At 26.4% G+C, this 23,880-nt stretch carries 23 protein-coding genes and 2 riboswitches; of the genes, 2 read left to right on the plus strand and 21 right to left on the minus strand.

The features are described 5' to 3' along the window. Positions 1-91 precede the first annotated feature (91 nt). Positions 92-201: riboswitch (glycine riboswitch) on the plus strand. A 132-nt stretch (positions 202-333) separates the two neighbouring features. Continuing rightward, positions 334-443, plus strand: a riboswitch (glycine riboswitch). A 98-nt stretch (positions 444-541) separates the two neighbouring features. Continuing rightward, positions 542-1,495 (plus strand): DMT family transporter, encoded by a 954-nt coding sequence (locus tag OXH55_RS13790; RefSeq protein WP_268050584.1) that lies wholly within the window; start codon positions 542-544, stop codon positions 1,493-1,495. Between the two features lie 41 nt (positions 1,496-1,536). Here the strand turns inward: OXH55_RS13790 and OXH55_RS13795 are convergent, their stop codons facing one another. The 19 genes from OXH55_RS13795 to OXH55_RS13885 form a co-directional block, all read right to left on the minus strand. After that, the gene (locus OXH55_RS13795) at positions 1,537-2,517 is read right to left on the minus strand and encodes a DMT family transporter (RefSeq protein ID WP_268050585.1); all 981 of its coding nucleotides are present in this window, start codon (positions 2,515-2,517) and stop codon (positions 1,537-1,539) included. Positions 2,518-2,728: 211 nt separating this feature from the next. After that, complete coding sequence (locus OXH55_RS13800) at positions 2,729-3,838, minus strand: Ger(x)C family spore germination protein (RefSeq protein WP_268050586.1); 1,110 nt, start codon at positions 3,836-3,838, stop codon at positions 2,729-2,731. Between the two features lie 2 nt (positions 3,839-3,840). Then, positions 3,841-4,920: a GerAB/ArcD/ProY family transporter gene (locus tag OXH55_RS13805; protein ID WP_268050587.1), complete on the minus strand. Its 1,080-nt coding sequence runs from the start codon at positions 4,918-4,920 to the stop codon at positions 3,841-3,843. Next, positions 4,920-6,011: a Ger(x)C family spore germination protein gene (locus OXH55_RS13810; RefSeq protein WP_268050588.1), complete on the minus strand. Its 1,092-nt coding sequence runs from the start codon at positions 6,009-6,011 to the stop codon at positions 4,920-4,922. Before OXH55_RS13810 ends, OXH55_RS13805 begins: the two co-directional genes overlap by 1 nt. Further along, on the minus strand, positions 6,001-7,089 hold the full coding sequence (locus OXH55_RS13815; RefSeq protein WP_268050589.1) for a GerAB/ArcD/ProY family transporter: 1,089 nt from the start codon (positions 7,087-7,089) through the stop codon (positions 6,001-6,003). Before OXH55_RS13815 ends, OXH55_RS13810 begins: the two co-directional genes overlap by 11 nt. After that, positions 7,082-8,575, minus strand: a complete 1,494-nt coding sequence (locus OXH55_RS13820; RefSeq protein ID WP_268050590.1) for a spore germination protein — start codon at positions 8,573-8,575, stop codon at positions 7,082-7,084. Before OXH55_RS13820 ends, OXH55_RS13815 begins: the two co-directional genes overlap by 8 nt. A gap of 137 nt (positions 8,576-8,712) precedes the next feature. Next, positions 8,713-10,623 (minus strand): FtsX-like permease family protein, encoded by a 1,911-nt coding sequence (locus OXH55_RS13825; protein ID WP_336296782.1) that lies wholly within the window; start codon positions 10,621-10,623, stop codon positions 8,713-8,715. Then, on the minus strand, positions 10,613-11,371 hold the full coding sequence (locus OXH55_RS13830; protein WP_268050591.1) for an ABC transporter ATP-binding protein: 759 nt from the start codon (positions 11,369-11,371) through the stop codon (positions 10,613-10,615). Before OXH55_RS13830 ends, OXH55_RS13825 begins: the two co-directional genes overlap by 11 nt. Further along, positions 11,371-12,378: a sensor histidine kinase gene (locus OXH55_RS13835; protein ID WP_268050592.1), complete on the minus strand. Its 1,008-nt coding sequence runs from the start codon at positions 12,376-12,378 to the stop codon at positions 11,371-11,373. The genes OXH55_RS13830 and OXH55_RS13835 overlap by 1 nt, the downstream gene beginning before the upstream one ends. Next, complete coding sequence (locus tag OXH55_RS13840; protein WP_268050593.1) at positions 12,378-13,085, minus strand: response regulator transcription factor; 708 nt, start codon at positions 13,083-13,085, stop codon at positions 12,378-12,380. Before OXH55_RS13840 ends, OXH55_RS13835 begins: the two co-directional genes overlap by 1 nt. A 64-nt stretch (positions 13,086-13,149) precedes the next feature. Further along, positions 13,150-13,674, minus strand: coding sequence for a transglycosylase SLT domain-containing protein (locus tag OXH55_RS13845; protein ID WP_268050594.1), 525 nt, complete (start codon positions 13,672-13,674; stop codon positions 13,150-13,152). A gap of 252 nt (positions 13,675-13,926) precedes the next feature. Then, a complete protein-coding gene (locus OXH55_RS13850) occupies positions 13,927-15,102 on the minus strand; it encodes an alanyl-tRNA editing protein (RefSeq protein WP_268050595.1) in 1,176 nt (391 codons plus the stop codon). Between the two features lie 124 nt (positions 15,103-15,226). Continuing rightward, on the minus strand, positions 15,227-17,161 hold the full coding sequence (locus OXH55_RS13855) for an ABC transporter permease (protein ID WP_268050596.1): 1,935 nt from the start codon (positions 17,159-17,161) through the stop codon (positions 15,227-15,229). Continuing rightward, positions 17,148-17,912 (minus strand): ABC transporter ATP-binding protein, encoded by a 765-nt coding sequence (locus OXH55_RS13860; RefSeq protein WP_268050597.1) that lies wholly within the window; start codon positions 17,910-17,912, stop codon positions 17,148-17,150. The genes OXH55_RS13855 and OXH55_RS13860 overlap by 14 nt, the downstream gene beginning before the upstream one ends. Before the next feature lie 55 nt (positions 17,913-17,967). Next, on the minus strand, positions 17,968-18,705 hold the full coding sequence (locus tag OXH55_RS13865; protein WP_268050598.1) for a TraX family protein: 738 nt from the start codon (positions 18,703-18,705) through the stop codon (positions 17,968-17,970). 217 nt (positions 18,706-18,922) lie between these two features. After that, positions 18,923-19,786: an MBL fold metallo-hydrolase gene (locus tag OXH55_RS13870; RefSeq protein WP_268050599.1), complete on the minus strand. Its 864-nt coding sequence runs from the start codon at positions 19,784-19,786 to the stop codon at positions 18,923-18,925. Between the two features lie 49 nt (positions 19,787-19,835). Then, the gene (locus tag OXH55_RS13875) at positions 19,836-20,669 is read right to left on the minus strand and encodes a methyl-accepting chemotaxis protein (RefSeq protein WP_268050600.1); all 834 of its coding nucleotides are present in this window, start codon (positions 20,667-20,669) and stop codon (positions 19,836-19,838) included. 98 nt (positions 20,670-20,767) lie between these two features. Continuing rightward, complete coding sequence (locus OXH55_RS13880) at positions 20,768-21,106, minus strand: arsenate reductase family protein (RefSeq protein WP_268050601.1); 339 nt, start codon at positions 21,104-21,106, stop codon at positions 20,768-20,770. A gap of 72 nt (positions 21,107-21,178) precedes the next feature. Further along, the gene (locus OXH55_RS13885; protein ID WP_268050602.1) at positions 21,179-21,460 is read right to left on the minus strand and encodes a DUF4491 family protein; all 282 of its coding nucleotides are present in this window, start codon (positions 21,458-21,460) and stop codon (positions 21,179-21,181) included. Between the two features lie 260 nt (positions 21,461-21,720). On the opposite strand from OXH55_RS13885, the gene OXH55_RS13890 reads away from it, so the two are divergent. Continuing rightward, on the plus strand, positions 21,721-22,491 hold the full coding sequence (locus OXH55_RS13890; protein WP_268050603.1) for a LysM peptidoglycan-binding domain-containing protein: 771 nt from the start codon (positions 21,721-21,723) through the stop codon (positions 22,489-22,491). Positions 22,492-22,605: 114 nt separating this feature from the next. Here OXH55_RS13890 and OXH55_RS13895 read toward each other — a convergent pair whose 3' ends face one another. After that, on the minus strand, positions 22,606-23,070 hold the full coding sequence (locus OXH55_RS13895) for an NUDIX hydrolase (RefSeq protein WP_268050604.1): 465 nt from the start codon (positions 23,068-23,070) through the stop codon (positions 22,606-22,608). Positions 23,071-23,256: 186 nt separating this feature from the next. Continuing rightward, on the minus strand, positions 23,257-23,844 hold the full coding sequence (locus tag OXH55_RS13900; RefSeq protein ID WP_268050605.1) for a protein kinase: 588 nt from the start codon (positions 23,842-23,844) through the stop codon (positions 23,257-23,259). Positions 23,845-23,880: the final 36 nt, after the last annotated feature.

Genomic DNA, 23,880 nt, shown 5'->3' on the forward strand with positions numbered 1-23,880 from the left:
TAAAAATTGTTGACAATGGTATTTTTATGTTGTACAATTCAAATGTAATTTGTTTGAACCAATAAATGTAAAAATAAATAAAGTTCACTAGTTGAAAGATATAAGAGAGAGTTTAAAATGTTAAGCCGCCGAAGGGACAAGTTTTGTTTTACCCCAATAAAACAAAGTGAAATTCTCAGGCAAAAGAATTATATCTGGATAGACTCTGAATATAAACAGAGAGAACAAACTTGGGTTTTGTTCTCTCTTTATTTTTTTTGCATGTTTTTATGAGAATAGCTATTCCATTACATATATGTATAATTTTAAAAATTGAATATTGTTTCATACTAGTTGAAGGATATAGGAGAGAGCTCAAAATGTTAAGCCGCCGAAGGGACAAGCTTCGTTTTACCCCAATAAAACAAAGTGAATTTCTCAGGCAAAAGAACTATATCTGGATAGACTCTGGATACAAACAGAGAGAACAAACTTGGGATTTGTTCTCTCTTTATTTTTTGTTCCAAAGTTTTTATAAAAGTTCATTGAAGGGAGATATTTTATGATAGATAATAATAAAAAAGGACATTTATTAGCCTTACTTGCAGGAATTTCATGGGGATTTCTTGGCGTTTTCGTAAAAATTTTAGATAATTTAGGATTTGATTCTATGACAATATCAGCTTTTAGACCAACTATAGGAGTAATTTTTTATCTTATAGTGACCCTAGTAAAAAATCCCAAATGCTTTAAAACAGATTTAAAGGGTCTTTTATTCTTTGCTTTTTATGGAATATTTGCTTTAGACGGAATGTTTATTGCATCTAGTTATGCTGTTAAATATACAGGTGTAGCCACGGCTTCAGTCTTACTATTTATAAATCCTATTATTGTAGTTGTTTTATCATATTTTATATTCAAAGAAGAATTTACAATAAAAAAATTTATCGCTTTAATTTTAGCCATAGTAGGATGTTGTTTGGTTGTACGAGCATATGACAGTACAGCTTTCAAATTAAATTTAGTAGGTATAATCTGGGGAATACTTTCTGGAGTTGCAGTTGCATTGCAAAATGTTTTAGGAAAAATTGCTGTAAAAAAATATTCCTATAAAACACATTTAGTATATTCATTTTTATTTGGAGCAATATTTCTATGGTTTTTTGTACCCCCATGGACTTTAGTAAAATCAATTAAAGGTACAACTTCATTAATTAATATTCTTGGGCTAGGATTTGTTGCTACTCTTATACCAAACGAAGCAATGATTAAAGCACTTCAGTATATTGAATCAGGTAAAACAAGCATTATAGCCAGTGTAGAACCTGTAGTCGCTTCAATATTAGCTTTTATAATTTTTGATGAATTGTTTGAACTTCCTCAATTTATAGGTATGATTTTGATTATAGCTTCAATAATATTAATTCAATTAAAAGGTAAAGAAAAGATTAGTAAAATAGAAGAATTACGAACTGCTAAAAAAGTTAAAGGTGAAATATTATTTACTAGAGAATGAAGAGTTAATACTCTTTCATTCTCTTATTTTTTATCCTTTAATTATAAAAAGTTTATTCTGCTTGCCACTAAACGCATTTTTTTTAACATTTTTTTCTTATTATTAGTTATTTCCTCTTTATTATTTGTAGTATGAGAAGATAAACAATTTACTCCAATAATTCCACCTATTATTAAAATAGATCCTATAATATGATAATACATTATTTGTTCTTTTAATATTAAAGCACCTGCTATAATAGAAATAATTGTAGAGATATTAGAAAACACGCCTACCTTAGATGCTTCTATCTTTGATAGAGAATAATTATTAAGTATTGCAGTAAATAAAGTTGATGGAATAGCTAAGTATATTATTGACGTAACAAATGAAGTATTTTTAATTAAACTGTTCAACTCATAAAAATTAAATCCTCTAAAAATAGCTAAACTTGAAAAAAGTATAAAACCAAATCCCTGCATGAAAAAACATATTTCCATGGGAGTAAAATCATTTGAACATTTTCTTGATAAAATACTAAAAATTGCAAAGCATACACAAGAAAGAAATATTAAAAATATTCCTATAAAATTATCAAGATTTAATACATTTCCTTTCATGCAGAAAATATATACTACCCCACATATGGAAACCATAATAGATAATACTTGCTTTAAATTTACTTTTTCTTTTAAAAATAAAATACTAAAAACTAATATCATTGCAGGTGTCAAGGCACTTATTATACCCGCTTCTGAAGATGTTGCCCATTTAAGACCAAAGCTTTGCAAAAGGAAAAAACTACTTGGAAAAAATATAGATAAAAGTATAAGTTTTTTTAAGTCTTTTCCTTTAAAATTTAGTTTTATCAAATTTAATGCAGCAGCTAAAAATATAACAAAAAAAGAAATAGCAAATCTCATTGCAAGAGTATTATATGGATCTGTAGTAGATACAGCTTTTTTTGTAAATAAAAAAGAAAGCCCTATTATAGAATTGCTTATAATAACTGATAAATAACCCCAATATTTTTCATTATTCAACAAAATCCCTCCTTAGTAAATAAAACAAACATTAAGTATTATACTACTAAATGGTAAAAGTTACAATATATAAAAGATAAATTTACTGCTTACGCTCAAAAAATTTCAATTTTCTCAAATATACTTTGCTTTTTTTATATAAAAAAATAAAACTTCCTAAGTTCCAAAATTCTTAAGAAATTTTATTTTTTTCTTTATTGGTTATTTCTTTTTAATAATCTCCTCTTCCAAAATTAACTATATCAACACTAACATTTATATTTATTTCCGAATCTTGAACTACTTTATTCCAGTCCGTCCCTGTTCTTCTTCCAAATTTAGCAGCTGCATATCTTCCAAGTTCCAAACAATCTGTTTTAATATCCTTCTTCATCTTATAAATAAAATCATTACATTGTTTCTCTAATTCTTTTTCACTTTCTCCTTCAACCTGTTTTACAACCTTAACATCTTCGTAAAGTTTTTTGTGTAACTCATTAGTTAATACTTGACCTTTTAACTTTAAATTTATATCAAATACCATTTTATCATCTTTTTTATAACACTTAACTTTTTTTCGTGAAATCGTAGATAAATCTAAATAATGTTCAGAATCCTTTTGTATTGTTATTATTCCTCTAGTCTTTCGCCCTCTTAATAAATTCATAATTTTTGCATCTTTCATATTTATTTTCTTTACCATCTTCTCACCTTTAAAAATTGCAAATCCTCCTATATGAATACCATTTTTCCCAATACTTATATAAGGCATAACCACATTTTTTCCTTCTCCATTAACTCTCACTAAAATATCAGTAACAGAAAAATTTTTATCTACAAAATTATCATTACTAGAGCTTTCAATCAATCCATCTATATAATTCACAATACTATTATAACCTGGAATTTTATATTCAAAAAATTCTTTTGCCTTTCCTTCACACACAACAAACTTTCCAGTATCATTAACATATGGATTTCTTGAAATTATATCAATTAAGTTTTTTATACCTACTTCTGCTTGTTTTTCACTAACAAGATATATTTTTTCCATGCCTTGTAATATTGTTTTTTCAGTTTTATTACTTCTTTCTTCCCTTGTTTCCCCAATAGTATCTCCAACACCTGAATAATTTTCTGTAAATTCTTTGTTTTGTCCACTATATAAAACTACATTTCTTGTAATCTCATATATATAGTTATTCTTAAAAATTTCTTCTACGTCAAACCCTGCTGCTATTTCAACCCCTAAGTTTTCTACTGGCTGTTTTCTTTCATTGGGAATAAATAAAAGAGTTAAACCTAAAACAATCATTATGAAAATTAATATTTTTTTATTCACACTTATCCCTTCTTTTTGAAAGCAGTAATAATTGCTATTGTTATTAACATCACAAGTACAAAAATTATGTAATATGGGAAAATAGTATCGCTAACCTTTCTTCTAAAAATTTCATTAGTAAGTTTCATAGCCAAATATACAATTATAGGATATAAAACCATAATTATGTATTCCATTTTTTTTATTTTAAAAATATGTTGAACTACAACTGAAGAACAAAAATAATAGTTAACAATTATTTTTAAACTAATTATAATAATCATACATACAAGAATAAATCTAAAATTATTAAGTATAGGAATCTCTATACTTTTACTTATGTCTATTAAAGACCACATGCTTTTTGGTGCAATTTCAGGTCCATAATAAAATATAGTACTAATTGTAACTATAATATACATAAATATAATTATTAAAACTGAAATTAATGAGTTTTTTCTTATTTTGTTTTTATCTCTAATATAAGGATGAAATAACATTAATACTTCTGCACCTGAATATGAGTAAAATGTCTGAATCATCGCCTTCATTAAATCTGTTGTTTTCATTTGAAATACAGGAAGTATATTCGTATAAGTTCCTTTAAAACTTCCTGGAATTATAGATACAATAAACACAATACTTATAATAAAACCTATTATATTTATTTTTGCTAGAACTCTCAAACCTTTATGTGCAGCCCATCCTCCTACAAAAACAGCTAATCCTATAAATTTTAATGGTTTAATAAATGCTATGCCATACACTCTAAAAACATTTGCAGCTCCACAAACACCAAATACTAAAATCATAAAAAAATAACTACCAAATATAAAATTAAGTATACCCCCAATAAATCTGCCAAAAAATCTATCATTCAGCACTAAAACATTATCTTTAGGATATTTCTTTATAAGATAGTTTCCTAGTAATACAATAATTATAGGATATATACCACCTAGTAGCATAGATATCCATCCGTCTTGATAACAAATTTTTATCTGGGAATTTGCTACACTCAAAACCCCTACTCCAACAACAGTTCCATTTATTATAAAAAACATATCCAAGGAACTAATTGAACTATTACTATTGTCTTGCATTAATACTCACCTCTTCCGTGAGAACCAATTTTAACTTTAACATTAACATTTATTTCTGAATTTGCTATTATTTCATCCCAATCTTCTTCCTTATTTCTACCAAAAGTTGCTGCTGCGACCCTTCCTAGCTCAAAACAATCAATTTTATAATTGTTTTTTACTTTTTTTATAAAATCATTAAGCTTTTTTTCCATAATTTTAGCAGCTTCTTCTTCAGCTTCTTTTACAACATCATAGTCTTCATCTAAATTTTCATACAATTCATTACTCACTACATTCCCTTTAAATTGTAAATCTATATCAAATTTATATTTATTATTTTCTTTAGAACATTTTACTTTTCTTTTAACTTTTCCGTATAAATCCATGTATTTATTTCCTTTTTTAACAGTTATAATTCCTCTGCCACTATTCGGTCTAAGTATATTTAAAAGTTTGCTTTCATTTTTATTGATTTTCAAAACCATTTTATCTTTTTTAAAAACAGCAAGTCCTGATACTTTTAATTTTCCTTCTTCTTTTTTTAAATATGGCAAAATCACATTTCTTCCTTCAGAGTCAAGTCTTACATATACGTCTATTATTTTTACATCATCAGGATAAAAATTTTGTGAAGATATTTTATTTATTAATTCTTCTATAAATTCTGCAGCACTTACATAATTTTTAATTTTATATTGAAGTATTTCGCTGGCCACCCCATCATAAACAACCATATATGCTTTATCATTAACTAAGGGGTTTCTAAAAATTAAATCTATAATCTTTCTAATTCCTTTATAAGCAGCTTTTTCACCTATGACAATTCCTCTTTCTTGTCCTACTACATATACCTTATCTTGTTTTATTTGACGATTTTCTCTTGTTTTACCCATACTATTCCCTATCCCCTTATTAACAATAGATAAAGTTTCTCCTTCTTCTCTGAATATATAATTATTTACAGCGACATTGTAATTACCATTTTTATCAATATCAAATCCAACCCCAGAAGGAATAGCCATATTTTCTATAGGTATTCTTTCTGATTTAGTAAAAAATATTAACATTAGATTAATACAAATAATTATGATATATATTTTATTTTTCATATATTTCACCTTTTTTAAAAAATGCTATAATTAACAGCAAAGTAACATAAATTAAATTATATACAACTACATATTTTGTAATATTTTCCATCATGTATCTTCTAGAAATTTCATTTTTAATCAAAAATGCTAAAATAGCTGCTGGAACATAAATAATTAAATAATATTCCTTTATTTTTCTTGAACCAAAAGTATCAACTAAAAGTATATTTAAAACATAATAATATACCCCAATAGCTTTAAGCACTACAAAAATCCAAAAACCAAATACAACTAATCTCAAATTATTAAATATAGGAAACCTCAAGCTATCAACTAAATATTCAGCTGACCATAAAGTTTTTTTTATTATTTCATCTCCTAAATAATAAGTGGTAGTAAATACAATCATTACATATGTTAAACAAATAATAACTATACTTATTAATGCATTCTTAATCAGCTTTTTTCTATCTTCAAATAACGGATGCATAAACAAAATAATTTCTGCTCCTGCATAAGAATAAATCCCAGCAGTACTTGCTTTAATTATTTTTGTTAGTCCCATATCTCCAATAGGCATTAGATTTAATATGCTTCCATATTTTAATACATTAATTGATAATAAGCTTATAAGAATCCCTATAAAAAACGAAATTTCACACAATTTCACAAGTACTTTAATACCCATATGAGCTGCTAGAGCTCCTATAATTAAAATTAATGAAATAACTACTTTATTAGTTTTATAAGAAGACATATTATAGTATATAAAATATATTATTGCTGCTCCACTTGAGATTATGCTAACAAAATATAAGCTTCCAAATAATAGATTAAATACACTTCCTACATATTTACCAAAGTATTTTTTACTTAAACAAAATATATTCTCATTTGGCGATACTTTTTTTAAAAAATTAGCTACAAAAACTATATAAAGTGGATAAACTATTCCTATAATTGTTGATAGCCATCCATCTTGTTTAGCAGTTAAAATCATTGTATTAGGTAAAGATAAAATTCCTATATTTATCATTCCACCTATTAACAAATAAAATATCTTGTCTTCTTTCAAGTTTTCCAACGTATTATTCATTTTTATTATTTCCACCATTCCATTTTTTTCTAAAGTCTGTTTGTCTTATATTATCTTTTGGCGAAGTAATTACAGGTCTTTTATTCATTTTCCATAAAGGTACTCTTACAAGAGTATCTTTCATATCATCTTTAAAAAAAGCTAAATATTCCACTCCATAATTTTGCATATAAAACAATTTAATTAAAATAAAAAACCATCCTATTGATATCCCAAATATCCCTAAAAAATTTGATAAAATCAGCATAGGGAATCTTATAAATCTTATTGAAATAGACATATCATAATTTGGTATTAAGAAACTGGAGATAACTGTTATTCCCACTATAAGCAAAGTACTTGGACTTACTATTTTAGATTGAATCGCAGTGTCTCCGATTATAATACCACCAACCACACTTAATGTTTGAGCTATTTTAGAAGGCAGTCTAAGTCCACCCTCTCTTAAGAATTCAACCATAATTTCCATTGATAATATTTCAAGAAATGGAGTTAATGCAATACCCGTTCTCGATTGAATAATTGGAGTTATAAATTTAATTGGAATTAATTCAGCATTGAATTTTAATAAAGTAAGATAAATAGATGGAAGGGTTATAACTATAAATACTGCCAACATTCTTAGAATTCTTATAAATGTTGCTATTATAGTTCTATTATAATAGTCATCAACAGATTGAAAAAAATCGAAGAATGTACTTGGTGCAAGTAAAACTGATGGACTTCCATCTATAACTATAGCTGCTTTTCCTTCCAAAATTTCAGATACTATTCTATCTGGTCTTTGTGAAGATACATACTGAGGGAAAATACAGTAAGGCTCATGCTCAATATATTGCTCAAGCATACCTGAAGCAATTATATTATCCACATCTATAGAATTTAATCTTTTCCTTAGCTCGTTTATAACATTATCATTAGCTATATCCCCAATATATAAAAGAGATATATCCGTCTGGGTACGTCTGCCTAAAGTTAAAGTTTCAATAATAAGCCTGTCATCTTTTAATCTTCTTCGTATCATACTTATATTAGTTTCTAGATTTTCAACAAATCCTTCTTTACTGTCTCTAGTGGATGCTTCATCCTCAGGTTCAATAATATTCCTATACTTGCCACCTATAGTATCTGCTAAAATGTAACCAATGCTTATTTCAGTAAAAACTGCTGTCTTCCCCCTCTTTAAAGCAGCTATAACTTTGTTTATATCTTGTTCAATATATATATTGCTTAAGGAAATGTATGTCTCACACAAATAATTATTGATGTCCTCTTTATCATTTAAATTTTCATTTGTATGAAGCATTAAAGGTTTTAAAATATCCGTATCTATAATATTCTTATCTGCAATAGCATTTATATATATAATAAATGCCTTAATTGGAATATCTTTGCCAACATTTATTTTTTTGATAATTATATTTTCCTGATTACCAAGCAAATTTTTTAAATCTTGTGCTGTTTTTTCTATATCATTCTTACACAAAAATTTTTCCTCCTTCTAAATGTGTATATTGCATATTTTTTGCAATATACTTTGAACATATTCATAATAATAATCACTCTAAAAATTGAATAAGGCAAGCATTAGGTTATTTTAACCAATGCTTGCCTTGTATAAATTTATATTATATGCGTTTTATTCTTAGCTAAAAAATTAATGTTCTTAAATCTCCAAATAAAAAAGTATAGTAAATTTATTATAAAAAATATAATTTGAACTTGTAAAATTGATTTTAAAATAGGAATCTCGTAAACTATATATAAAATTCTATATGCAAATATAGCATCTATAGTTGCCATTATATACGGTACAAAAAGAATTACCATCATTTCTTTAGATATTATTTTTTTTAATTCATTAAAAGTTAATCCTAAACTCATCATATTAGAATACTTATTCTGTTCTTGTTCAAGTTCTACATAAAATTTGTAGTTCATAAAACTAACAGCAGCTAAATATAATATGGTTCCTATAAAAAATGTAAAGTACATTAATATGCTATTAGTTGTCTTTTCCATCCCATATGCATACATTCTAGAAAGAAATAAATTATCTATATTTCTACTTTTGTTTAAAATTTCAGATTCATACTTTATTTTTTCTGTTATATTCTTTATTTCTTCCCATCTTTCAACTTCATATCCTATAAATATTTTTTTATTATATTTATCATACATTCTATCAAATTCTTTATCTGGTACTATAAAAGTATTAAATAACATCCCTTTAAAAGCAATACATCCTTCTACATTACTTTTAATAATAAAATCATCTTCTTGATAAAATTTAATTTTTTGCCCAATGTATCTTTTCTCCAATTCAGTCATATCTTCATAATTAGGTACTAATATAGTTTCTTTTTTTTGTAAATTTACTGGTTTTCTTTTTACTATATGAACTATATTATTATACTCACTTTGTTTGATTAAGTTAAAGGAATATCGTTCATTTTTTTCAGTTCCTCTCTTAAATATTTGTATAATATGTAATTTACTTTTATTATATTTAAGATTATTAGACTTAAGTATATCATCAATAAACTTTTCATCCTCATCATACTTAGAATAATCATTAACAAAATAATTCAAACTAAATGGTGAATTTTTAACAGCATCACTCTTTAATATAGATTTCTGTATATAAACAGCTCCTATTGCCGTAAAAGAAACCGCCAAAAGTATAGTTACTATAAAAAGCATAGATATATTGTCATACAATCTATACTTCAAACTAGATAAAAATAAAAAATTTATCTTATTTAAATAAATTTTCTTAGCTTTAGAAATTAGATATACTATATAGTTAATTATATAGTAGAAAAACAAATAATTACCTAATACAAATAACATCAATATTATCAAAAGTCTAGTAGATAAAATATTATTTATATCTGAAGTAAGAACTGCAAAATATCCTAATATAATTACTATAGTAGAAATTATAGATTTTATTAAAGAAACTTTTATTTTTGTATTTTCTTCTTTTTTATAATTTATTAAATCAATAACATTTTTAAATTTAATAATTCTCCCTATAAATATGGGTACGATATAAAATAATGCCAAATATCTAAATACAGTAATCACTATTACCTTTATTGAAAAATAAAATTTTAATTCTTCAATTTCTAATATACTAGAAATTATAATCAAGAAAAATTTTGAAAATACAATTCCCAAAATTATTCCTATTACTACAGCTAAACTACCTATAACCATATTTTCTATGAACAATATTTTCCTTAACTGTTTTTTGTTCATCCCTAATATGAGGAATATTCCAAAATCTTTTTTCTTTGACTTAATGAACATCCTTAAAAAATATATAATAAAAAATATTGTTATTATATAAATCAGTTCTCTAAAAAATAAAAAAATCCCTTTAGTATAGCTTTCTCCAAGAAAAGGATAATAATAAATCATAGAAAATATAAAAAATGTAGTTACTGAAAAAATACTACTTAGTATATATCCTATGTATATTCTTAAATTCCTAAATACATTATTTACTATTATTTTCTCAAAGGTCATAAGTTTTACCTCCTAAGAAAGCAACTACATCTAAAATTCTCTTATGAAAATTATTTTTTTCTTCCCCCTTATATATTTCATTATATATTTCTCCATCTCTTAAAAATAAAACCCTATCACAAAAACTTGCTGATAATGGGTTATGTGTAACCATAATTATGGACATATGAAAATTTTTATTTATTGCTTGAAATAAATTCATTATATTATTTGCTGAATCAGAATCTAATTTTCCTGTTGGCTCATCTGCAAATAACATCAACGGTTCATGTATTATAGCCCTTGCAATAGCAATTTTTTGCTTCTGTCCTCCTGAAAGTTCATAAATGCTCTTCTTATTAACTATGTCTTCTAAATTTAAAATATCTTTTATTCTATTTAACTTATTATCTATTTCATTAGCTTTTAATCCTTTTAACACTAATGGTAATATTATATTTTCTCTAACATTTAAATTGTCTATAAGCCTAAAATCTTGAAAAACAAATCCTACTTTTTCTCTTCTGATTACAGCTAACTCTTCTTCATTTAAATGCTCCATATCTAAACCATCTATAATTACTTTTCCAGAAGATGCTTTCATAACAGTAGATGTAACATTCATCAAGGTAGTTTTTCCACTTCCTGAGGGTCCCATTACAGCAGCAAACTCTCCTTTATCCAACACTAAGTTAATATTCTTTAAAGCTATATGTCCGTGTCCCGAACCAAAAATCTTGTATATCTCTTTTAACTCTAAGACACTCATCAGTTCACCTCATTATCTAACTTAAAATTTTTAACAACAATTTTCACTTTAGTTCCAATCCCTTCTTCTGACTCAATACTTATATCATGATTTAACTTTTTACAAACCTGATTTACTAAATAAAGCCTCATACCTGTTGATTCTCCAAATTTTCTTCCATTTTCTCCTGTATAAAAAGGCTCAAGAACTCTCTTTAAATCCTTTTTAGGGATTCCTACTCCTTCATCTGCCACTTCTAAAATCATACTACCATTATTTCTATAAGCATTTACTTGAACATACTTACCTTTATTTAAAGAATATTTAACTGAATTTATCATTAATTGTTCTAATATAAACTTAATCCATTTTCTATCAGATTTTATAATCAAACTTTTATCAATATAAACTTTAGGGTAAATTTGATTTTTTATAAAGTATCTTTTCAATGAATTTATAACTTCGTTAACTACCTCTTTTAAATTTAAATCAGTTACATTAAAATCATGTTCAAACGTATCTAATCTTGCATTATATAATGCTACATTTAACCCTCTTTCTAATTTGTCGGCCTCTTCTTTTATTTCTGAAATATATGGTTCATCCTCATTTTCTTGTAAAATTAATTTTATTACCGATAATGGTGTTTTCATCTGATGTACCCATTGATTTATAAAATTCAAATGCTCATTTTGTTTCCTTATGTAAGAATGTACTTTATACTGATAAAGACCATATAAATCATTTACAAATCTATTTAGATTTTTTCCAAATTCTGATGTTCCAAAGCTACCTAATACATTATTAAAATCATCGGGTTTTGTTTTTAAGACAGTATATATCTTTCTATTATTTAAATACCTTAGTATTAAATAACTTACAAGTAAAAACAAACTTAGAAATATAAAATAAAATGTATTAGCTAAATCACTAAATCCATTAAATACAGAGTAAATTGCAAATAAAACAACAAAATTTAGAATATATAAAAAAATTATTCCTATATGCTCCCTTAAAAATAATTTCATTAAGAATTCCTCCAAGTAATATTTAATCTATACCCTGAACCTCTAACAGTTTCTACAGCACTTTCTATTCCAAGCTCATTTAATTTTTTTCTAACTCTTGTTATATTAACATTTAAGGTATTCTCTTCTACAAAACTCTCATCATCCCATAATTTTTCTAGAAGTACTTCTCTTGTTGCCACTTTAGGATATTTTTTTATTATCACTTCTAGTAGTTCAACTTCTCTTTTACTTAAACCTATTTCTTTATCTTGAAAATGAAGCTCTGAACGTTCTGGATACATTACAAGTCCTTCGATCTGAACAACTCTTTCTGTATCTATTCCTTTTGAAGCGTATTCTCCATAAACCCTTCTTAACTGCCCTTTTATTTTAGCTAAAACAACTTCATAATAAAACGGTTTTGTTATATAATCATCTGCTCCACTTTCTATGGCCATCACTTGATTCATTTCACTATCCCTAGCAGAAATAAATATTATAGGACATATTGATTTTTGTCTTATCTTTGCACACCAAAAATACCCATCATATTTAGGTAAATTTACATCAAGTAATACTAAGTCAGGTTTTTCTTCGATAAAAACCTCTAAAACTCTATCAAACTCTTCTACTATTAACGTTTGATACTCATATCTTTCAATATACTCCGATAAAAGCTTTGCTATATTTTTATCATCTTCTACTATCATTATTTTATAACTCATAACTATCACCTTTCTAATAAATAATTATATTTTTCTAGAGTAAAAGTATTGTACCTAGTTTATATTATAAACTAGGATACAATACTTCATATACCTTCATTCTATTTTTTATTTTTTCTACAAAATATTTTTTATAGTAATCTTCCCAAAATTTCTTCTTTTCATCTTTTTCTTTATCCCCTTTAACATCTTGCCAATTTACGCCTCCCCACTTTGTTACAGCTTGTTCTACATCCTTATTTTTATAATTTTGTGCTATAAACCAAGTACCTATTTTTATATTAGTATCTGGGTCAGCTAAATTTTCAGGTTTAAAATCTGTAAAACCCATTTCTTTTGCTATCACTTCTGCTGATTTATCCTGTAAGTTCATAGGACCACATTTTTCTCCTTTTTTATATTCTTTCGAATCAAAATTGCTTGAAATCTGAATAATAGCTGCTATTAACTCTGGCTCTACCTTATACTCTTGAGCATATTTTTTGATTTCAGTTTCATATTTCAAAGGAAATACCAATGTCCTAACAATCAAAATTCCACCTATAATTACTGCTAATACGGTTCCAAAAACAATTCCTAATTTCTTCATTTTCATACTCCTCCTAATTTTATTCCTTATATACCCTTTTATCTTCTGTCAAACTCGACCTACAATTATATTTTAAAACTTATTAGTATTTTCAACTATCGATTTATATTTCAGTTTCATTACATCCTTGTAAGGTTTTAGAAGTACTCCAAATCAGTGCATAATAAAATCCTCTTTAGCAATTTATATCATATTCGCTAAAGAGGATTTCTAAATTTGTTATTTCAATTGATTGTATCTAATCCTAAGTTATTATTTTGTATTTCGGACCATTTCACATAAAAACAAGTAAAATTTATCTAAGTCCTCTATATTGTTGAAAGAACCTTGAGCTTTTTCATTTCTTCCTCCACCTTTACCATTAAATTTGTTAATATGTTCTTTAAAAATATTTCCGCAACTTAATTCAATATCAGTATTATTAACAAACAATATATTCTTATCTTTTAATGAAGTTAATATAAATATATAAGGCTTTTTACTTAAAGCTTCTCCAATACATTTAACCTCCTCGAAACTCTTATTCTCATAACTTTTAAAGATAAAGCTTTCGTTTGAATCCTCTATTAATTTTAAAGCTTCTTCTTCAGCTAATTTAGTCTTTAAATCATTTAATTGTCTTTTTAAATCAAGTATTTCTTCTGATTGCTTATTTACATTTTTAATTAAACATTTTTCATCTGTAGAAAATTGTCTGCTTAAAGTACTTATTATGTCATGCTTAACTTTAAAGTCTTCATATGCTCTCTTACCACATTTTATGTATATTCTACTCATTCCTTTATACTTTTCTACTTTAAGTATTTTTATAAGACCTATCTCTCCAGTTCTTAACACATGAGTTCCGCAACAAGGACAACAATCCATATCTTTTGCTTCTACTATTCTTATATCTCCTTCTACATCTATCTTCTTTCTAGAAGGGGTTTTATTCAAGTTTTCTTTGTCTACTATATAAGTTGTAAAAGGCTCATTCATATATATATACCTATTTACTTCTCCTTCTATTTCATGTACCATATTATCAGTAAAAGGATAAATATCTATATCTAGAGTTACATAATCTTCTCCTAAATGAAATCCTTTATTATTTCCTTCATATAACCTATATATAGCTCCTGATATAAGGTGCTCTCCAGAATGCTGCTGCATAAAATCAAATCTTCTTTCAAACTCTACACTACACATTGCTTTTCCACACTTAAGTTCTTTTTCTACTTGATGATATATTATATTATCTTTTTCGTAAACATATATAACCTTAACTCCATTTATACTTCCAGTATCTGAAGGCTGTCCTCCTCCTTCTGGATAAAAAGGTGTTTTATCTAACACCACAAATATCTTTTCCTCTTCTTTTATTACATCAACTATTTCTGCTTCACATTCCTTTAAATAAGAATCTAAATAATAAAGCTTTTCCGTCATATCTAATAACTCCTTTCAATCATCTTATGAGCCTAATTATACCATTTTGCTCATATTATCAAAAGTAGCTTAAACCTTAGTCTTTCTCAACATCTTTATCATTCTAAATTAATTTGTGTATAACTTAACTTTCTCTAGTAACTGTTTTATAATAAAAATTTGATGTTACAAAATAATAAATAAGGTATATTACTAAATAAGGTATTGTAGTTAAAATACTAATATCTAATAAATTAACCTTAAATGCCCCTGTAAAAAGTGAGACTGCAACTAAACTATGAATTGTTCCTACTACAAAAGGAGTTAAAAACACAAATATCATTTGTTTAAATATACTCATTTTGATTTCTCTATTATCTGCTCCTACTTTTCTCAAAATATCATATCTTCCTACTTCTTCTTGTGCTTCTGAAAGTTGTTTGAAAAATATTATACTTCCTGTACATATTAAAAATACTAATCCTAAAAATATTCCTATAAATAGTATTACTCCTGTCATTACAGAGGTTTCTTTATATACTGAATAATAAGACGAAACAGTACCCAAATCATCTAATTTATCTTCATAATATGCCTTATCCTTTATTTTTTGATATAAATCATTTACCTCTTTATCTAATGATTCGCTCTTATTTTGATCATTTATAATATAAGCATCAAACTTTTTTGCCTTACCTTTTACATTATATTTATCAAAAATACTATCTTTTACCACAACTGTTTGGAACAGCATATGTTCATTAAATAGCGGATAATCTCTAAAATCTAATATATTAAATTTTTCTTTAGAATTCTCAAAATTCATAGTAACCTGTTTATCTTTATAACTATCCATAAATTTTGAATTATACATTTCATCAAAAAGTATTACTTCCTTTTCTGATTTTAAACTTGGAAGATCATAGGTTAACTTTCTAGCCTTAAATATTTCTTTTAATTTACTTTGTGATATTATACTTACAGGCATTTCTCTATCATTACCTATTTTATAATGAACTTTAGCAACATTAACATGTACTTCAGATAATAATTTATTGTTTTTGTGTTTACTAACCACACTTTTAAATTGTTTATCAAAATTATTTTCAGACAAACTACTTACATAGGAGAAGGGCATTGTTTTATTCATTGTACCTGAAAAATTTTTATAATAACTTACACTTACCCCCATAGCTGTTAATGTAGATGCACTTAAAATTGCTATAGTTGCTAATGTTTTAGAATTACCTTTAATTCTATAAAGCAATTGCGAAGTAGCTATCATATTTAGTCCTTTAAAATATTTTTTCTCATTCTTCTTTGAAGCTTTAATTACAAATATTATACATGATCCAAACAAAATATAAGTTCCTGAAACTACTAGTATAAGCGTAATCAAAATAGTTACCATAAAATCTTGTCCTGGTAAATTATATATAAAATATCCACTTCCTATAAGTATTAATGATAACATAGCCAATATTAAGGATGTCTTTGGTTCTTTTTCTCTTTTATTTTCTGCTTTAAACAATTCAATCAATTCATATCTGTAAATTATTGAATAGCCATGTACTGAAATTATTATAAACAGTATAAAAAATATAGTAATAGTTTCTTTAATGGCTTTAAATGATATTGTAAATTTTATAACAGTAGGTATTCCTATTAATTTTATAAGAATTCCTATGAAAATTTTTGATAAAACTATTCCTACAATTATTCCTATACCCAAAGATATAGTCCCTATTGCCAATGTTTCATAAAATAACATTCTTCCAATCTGCTTTTTTTCTATTCCTAAAATTGAATATAATCCGATTTCTTTTTTTCTTTTTCTTATAAAAAAGCTATTAGAGTACCATATAAATACTGCTGAGAACAATGCAATGACAATAGCTGCAGCCTTAAATGCATCATTTAATTTAGCAACTGATAATAATGCTTTATTTATTTCATTATTGTGTTCAATTGATTTGAATATGAAATATATTGTAACACTAAAAATAATAGAAAAAATATATATAAAATAATTTTTAAAGTTCTTCTTTACATTACTAAAAGCTATATTAAATAACTGCACTATTATCCCCACCTATCCTAGACATCATCTCCATTATTTCTTGGAAAAAAGCTTTTCTTGTTGATGTACGATTGATTTCTTCATATATTACTCCATCTTTTATTAATAAAACTTTTTTACAATAGCTTGCAGCAAAAGCATCATGTGTTACCATCATAATTGTTGCTTTATCATTTTTATTCAATTCACTTAATGCTTCTAATAATTCTGTTGATGATCTTGAATCTAATGCCCCTGTTGGTTCATCAGCCAATACTAATGATGGTCTTGTTATTATAGCTCTTGCAGCCGCTGCTCTTTGTTTCTGCCCACCTGAAACCTCATAAGGATACTTATTTAATAAATTATCAATTCCCAATAACTTTGATATTTTTTTTACTTTTTTATTTAGTTCTTTATTATTAACCTTTGCTAAAGCTAAAGGTAGTGCTATGTTTTCTTTAATTGTTAATGTATCCAACAAATTAAAATCTTGAAATATGAAGCCTAAGCTTTCTCTTCTAAATTTAGCTAAATCTTTATCTTTCATTTTTGTTATATCTTGATTATCAATAACAACTGTACCACTAGTAGGCTTGTCAATTGTAGATATAATATTTAATAAAGTAGTCTTCCCTGCACCTGAAGGTCCCATAATACCTATGAATTCTCCCTCTTCTATTTCTAAATCTATTCCATTCAATGCAGTATATACATTTCCTTTTCCACCATAAATCTTTTTCAAATTCTTCGCTACCAATACGTTTTTCAAACTAATCATCCTTTCATTTATATAAAATCTAATCTTCTTTTTAAATTATAAAATTTTATTTTGCTCCTAAATAATAACCTATTATATATATACACCATAGATGTACAGGGTAGAAAATATAAAATAAGTATTTTGTAAATTTTGTATTTAGTCCACGTTTTCCATTGTACATAAGGAAAAATGGGAAAGCGAAAACCTGCATCCATTGAATATCAAAGAAAAATAAACCATAAACAGTATAATTAGTATCTGTTATAAACGTTGGTAATGAAAGTCCTAATGTTAATATTAATGATGTTATTATATATACGATAACCATCTTTCCTTTTTTATCTCTTAAGAAGTAAAAAACTAAAGTCATTGCTACACCATATATACTAGCTTCTGTAACTACTGATAAAGCCACTGCTGCTATTGCTACAATAATACCTAAAACATATAATTTTTTATTTTCTTTATTTTTTTTAGTCCATTCAATAATACTCATTAACAATACGGCCATTGCCATGGACAGAAATATATTGTTATGTAGTCCGTATTCTCTCTTAAACAACATTACAACTAATTTACTTCCAGTAAACATAACTAAGGACCAAGTAAACAATCTAAAGGTATATTTTAGCCTGCTTCTCGTATGAAAAAATCCTTCTACTATAAAGAAGAAAAATATAGGTGCTACTAGTCTCCCTACATAACTAAACCACACTGGCATATTAGGAACATACGTAACTAGATGGTCTAAAACCATCAATATCATTGCAAAAATTTTTAATTGAAAGCTATTTAATTTCATAAAACTTCCTCCTTATCCATCATAAAATCATACTGTTTTTAGTACAAAATCTTAATTTTAGATTAATTATACGCTGGATAAGGATTTATTAACTATCGATTTCTATTACATCTATCTTACAAATGTGTAATATTTACATAGACTAAAAAAGTCTATCTCTAAAATATAAAATCATATTTTTCTAGAGATAGACTTTTTTAGTCTATAGATTCTATTTTTACACTTCCAAAACAGTTCCTGTACAATTTACAAAGAAATTATCACACTTTTCCTTAAACATTTTAACTGCTTTTTCTCCTGTACAATGAGATACACCTATAATCTCAATGTTCATTTCTTTTAAACGTTCTATAGTTTTGTTTATACGCTGCTCATCTGCTTCTACAAGATGAGTTCCTCCCATAACACCATATATCTTCTTACCTGTTCTTTTAGCAATTGTATCAACTATATTTAAAATTCCAGGATGAGAACAACCAAGTAAAATCAAAAGTCCTTTTTCTGTATCTATAGCTACAGTTATTTCATCATCAAAAGGATCCACTATGTATTCTTCTCCTTTTTTAATTTTCATATTAGGATTTAAAGCTTCAAAATCATAACTTCTTTCAAAATTAGTAAAAATATATACCTTTTCACTAAGCTTTACCATATCACTTTCTACATAGTTAACATTTAATTTTTTATCTTTTATAAATGATTCATCAAAGTCTATTCCTATATATCTATATTCTGAACTATCAGAAGTAAAATCTAATTTTTGACTTCCATCTGAATAATGATATTTATCACTATTTATAAAGAAATTTTTACTTACATAAAATTCTGGACAAGCATTAAAAGTATCTAAAAATCTTCTAACTCCTCCACAGTGATCATAATGAGCGTGACTAAGTAGCAAATAGTCTGTTTCATTTAAATCAATTCCCAAAGCTTTTGCATTTTCAGTAAAGTTTCCTGTTTTACCTGTATCAAATAAAATATTACCCTCTGGTGTTTCAATAAAAAAAGATAGTCCATGTTCATTATGCAGTTCTTTATTATCTCCCAAAGAATTTTCTATTACTGTTGTAATTTTCATACGTAACATCTCCCCCTATTTGATTCTTATATTATTTGTTTTAGTTAAATTAGATTTCAGATGCCATTTGTTTAAGTAATGATGAAGATTCGTTTAATTTTTCTATAACTGCTGTTATTTCTTGAATAGAAGAAACCTGTGCATCAAAAACATTATTGGAATCATTAATTTTATCTGATATTTCCATTACTGAATCTTGAATATTCTTTAGTACTCCATTTATCTGCTTAATTGATTCACTACTGGATACAGATAGCTTTCTTATTTCACTTGCAACAACGCTAAACCCTTTACCAAACTCTCCTGCTCTAGCTGATTCAATTGCTGCATTTAATCCCAATAAGTTAGTCTTACTTGCAATATTTTCAATAAATTTTAGTACTTCATCCGTATTTTGTGCTTCATCATAAGTCTTTTCTACATTTTGTTGTATAGAAGCATTAGCTACTGAAACATTTTGTACTCCTTTATTAATTTGATTAAGAGATTTAGTTATTTGCTCCAAAGAATCAGACAGATTCTCAGTTAAAGTACTCACTTCTTTTTTACGTTTTAAACTTTTTGCTATAACTATAGTTCCAACTACTTGTCCATTTTCTTTAACCGGAACTCCCATTGCTTTTATAGAAACACCAAAAACCTCTTTAGGTACAATTATAGATATAGGTTTTTTAGCCTTTAAACATTCATAAGCTGCACAGCCTACTGGAAGGGTATCGCCTGCTTTTACTCCTAATTTAATTGTTTCACTATCAACAACTCTTAAAAACTTATCAGTATTTGAAATAGTAAAAGCTATCTCATCTTCAAAGTAATATTGAAAATATGGTATTAAATTATTAAACGATTTTATAAGTTCATTTTGTTCTAAAGTTTCTATCATATCTTCCACCCTTTTCCAATAATTTTATATGATTTCAATATATTACTTTTGCACTATAAAGTCAAGTATACGCTTTAATACTCTATTTATCTCCTTAATTACTCCCAATCCTTCCAAACTTCAGGTTTATATCCTACAGTAGCTTGTTTACCATTACGCACTATAGGAGTTTTATAAAGCTTGGGATTTTTTAAAAGTATTTCTTCTTTAACACTAGCTTCTCTAATATGCTGAAGATTTAGTTTTGTATATTCCTTAGATTTACTGTTTATTAGCTCAGATATTCCTACTGACGCTTTAACACTCTGCATTTCTCCTTTACTTAACCCTTTTTCATTTAAATCAATAAATTGATATTTAATTCTTCTCTCTTTAAAATATCTTTCAGCTTTTTTTGTATCAAAGCATTTTTTTATACCAAAAATTTGAATATTCATTAGTTTGTTTTCTCCTTTAATTTCTTTTATAAATTTATTTTATCATAATATTAGTTATCATTTTTATCAATACTATTTCTTAGGATTCTTTGGGAACCATCCTTTTTTTACTCTTTCCTCCTGCTCAAAGATCTCATGAATACTCCAAAGGCATGAAAATCCTGTAACCCCCATTATAGATGATAATATTTGAGCCTTTACACAAACCGACAGCAAAATAAATATAATTCCTAAAGCTAAAAATAATGGCCATATTTTTTTACTGAAATAGTATTCACTCTTAATTACAATAGGATGAAATATACCTATTATCAAAAAAGACGCTGATCCTATGATAATACCTTGCCAATTCAAAACATCACCTTCCTCTAATTTTTCGTAGTATATACTTAAATATATAACAGCAAAAATTACTTGAACTCATCTCCCTCCCCTTACCCAAAGTTACATTAACATACTATTACACTATATTACTTTCTAAATTCCAAAGTTATTAACAAATTCTTATTAAATACTCCATTTTTATTCTCCCTAACCAAAAGTTCAATATGGACATGCCATTAAATACTTTGTTAAAATGTCACTACCTTATGAATATGGAGGGATTTAAACTAATGAAAAAATTTAAATCATTAAAAACTTTATTGTCTGCACTAACTTTATGTGCAATTTTATCTACCCCAGCTTTTGCAGGGGACTACACTGTAGTTTCTGGAGATTCATTGTATAAAATAGGAAAAGTATTCAATACTTCCGCAAATGATATACTGGCAACTAATAATCTTAAAGGAGCCAGCATTTATCCTGGACAAGTTTTAAAGGTTCCTTGTGACACATACACTATAAAAAGCGGTGATAGTTTATATCTTATTGCTAAAAAATATGGTATAACTTTATATGACTTAAGAAAAGCCAATAATAAATGGGATAATAATATTTATCCTGGGCAAGTGCTTAACCTTCCTAAAATAAATTCTAATACAGGAAGTACTGAGCCTACTACGAAACCTATTGTGAATTATACTGAAGCTGATTTAGACCTTTTGGCAAGACTCGTTACTGCAGAAGCACAAAATCAACCTTATAGTGCTCAAGTTGGTGTAGCGGCAGTAGTTCTAAATAGAATAAAAAGTTCTCAGTTCCCAAATACTATTTCTTCTGTAATTTATGAAAAAAGTTACGGATACTATCAATTTACTCCTGTAGCAAATGGTTGGATAAACAAACCTTCAAATGCTACTGCTAAGAAAGCCGCTAAAGAGGCTTTATATGGTTCTGATCCAAGTAAAGGTGCATTATTTTATTTCGATGACAGTACTACTAATAAATGGTTGTGGTCCAAGCCTATTACTGCTAGGATTGGTAATATGGTTTTTGTTAAATAATGAATCTATAGAATACAATAATAAACTATATGGAAAGCAACAAGCTTTCCATATAGTTTATATTTTATTATTAGTAAACTTATAAATGAGTAATAACCAAATATTTAATCTCTCTTACCCATGAAACACTGCATCATAATCAACCAATTCACCTTTTTCATATATGAATTTTGCTGAAAAGAAGTTTCTGTTTTCTAAAATCCATTTAATAAATATTTTATCCCCTTCCCATGTAGGCATATCCAAAACCTTTGATTTTTCTACCCACTTAAGATTACCTTCATTGCATTCTATTAATTCACCTTCACACTCATCAGCAGTAAACAAAAATACATACCAATCCTCATCATCTTTAAATTTAGGAAAGGTCATAACACCTCTTAATGCTGGCTTCTCTATAGTTAGTCCTGTTTCTTCTTTAACTTCTCTTATTACGCATTCTTCTGGTGTCTCTCCTTGTTCTACTTTTCCTCCTACTCCAATCCATTTGCCTTCATGAATGTCATTTTCTTTTTTCACACGATGAAGGAGCAGAATTTTATTATCCTTTTCTATATAACATAAAGTTCCTAACTTCAAACTTTTCATCTCCTTGTAATTTTTTCATTTATAGTTATGTATTTTCATAACTCCCTTGTACTAAATTTTCTATATAAATATATTTTATTCTATATTTTATAGATACATCCTTTATTTTTTATTAATTTAACTACAACAAAAGCACTCAATCCCATAAGATTGAATGCTTTTTTAATATACAACTTCTTATTTAATCCCTTTATCTAAATACTGTTTAATCCTAAAATTCCAAAGTTCATAAATTTCAGGACATTCATTGTTTACTACTGATAGAAATTCATCTAATACACCTAATTTATTTAATCCTTTCATTAGATGCCTAGGATAAATAACCTTTTCAGAATAATTATTTTTAGGATCTATTACTTTCAATGAGAAATGTTTTCCAACATACAAATCTTTACATCTAATATCAAGCTTTTTAAAACCAAGCATTTTAAATTCCTTAATAAGTTTGATAATATTATGTGCTATTTGTTTATTAAAACCTTCCTTTTTAATATATTTATCCAAACGTTCTCCACTCACATAATTTCTTACAATATAATATGTTCCTTGAGCATATACCTTAGGAAAGTATTTACTCTTTCTGGCTCTCTTTAAAATATCATATTCCTTTTCACAAACTTTTTTATCTTTAAAAATCTTAATTACTCTTTTGTCAGGAAGTAAATATACTATACCATTATGACCACATCCTAAGAATTCACCTTTTCTTAGCATTTTTTCAGCTCTACTATCTAAATCAATATAGCCACTATCATTTTTATCCATAATACCCTCTTCTTTAATTACATTATTATCATTATA

The sequence above is a fragment of the Clostridium ganghwense genome (assembly GCF_026735165.1).
Classification (GTDB): Bacteria; Bacillota; Clostridia; order Clostridiales; family Clostridiaceae; genus Clostridium_H; species Clostridium_H ganghwense.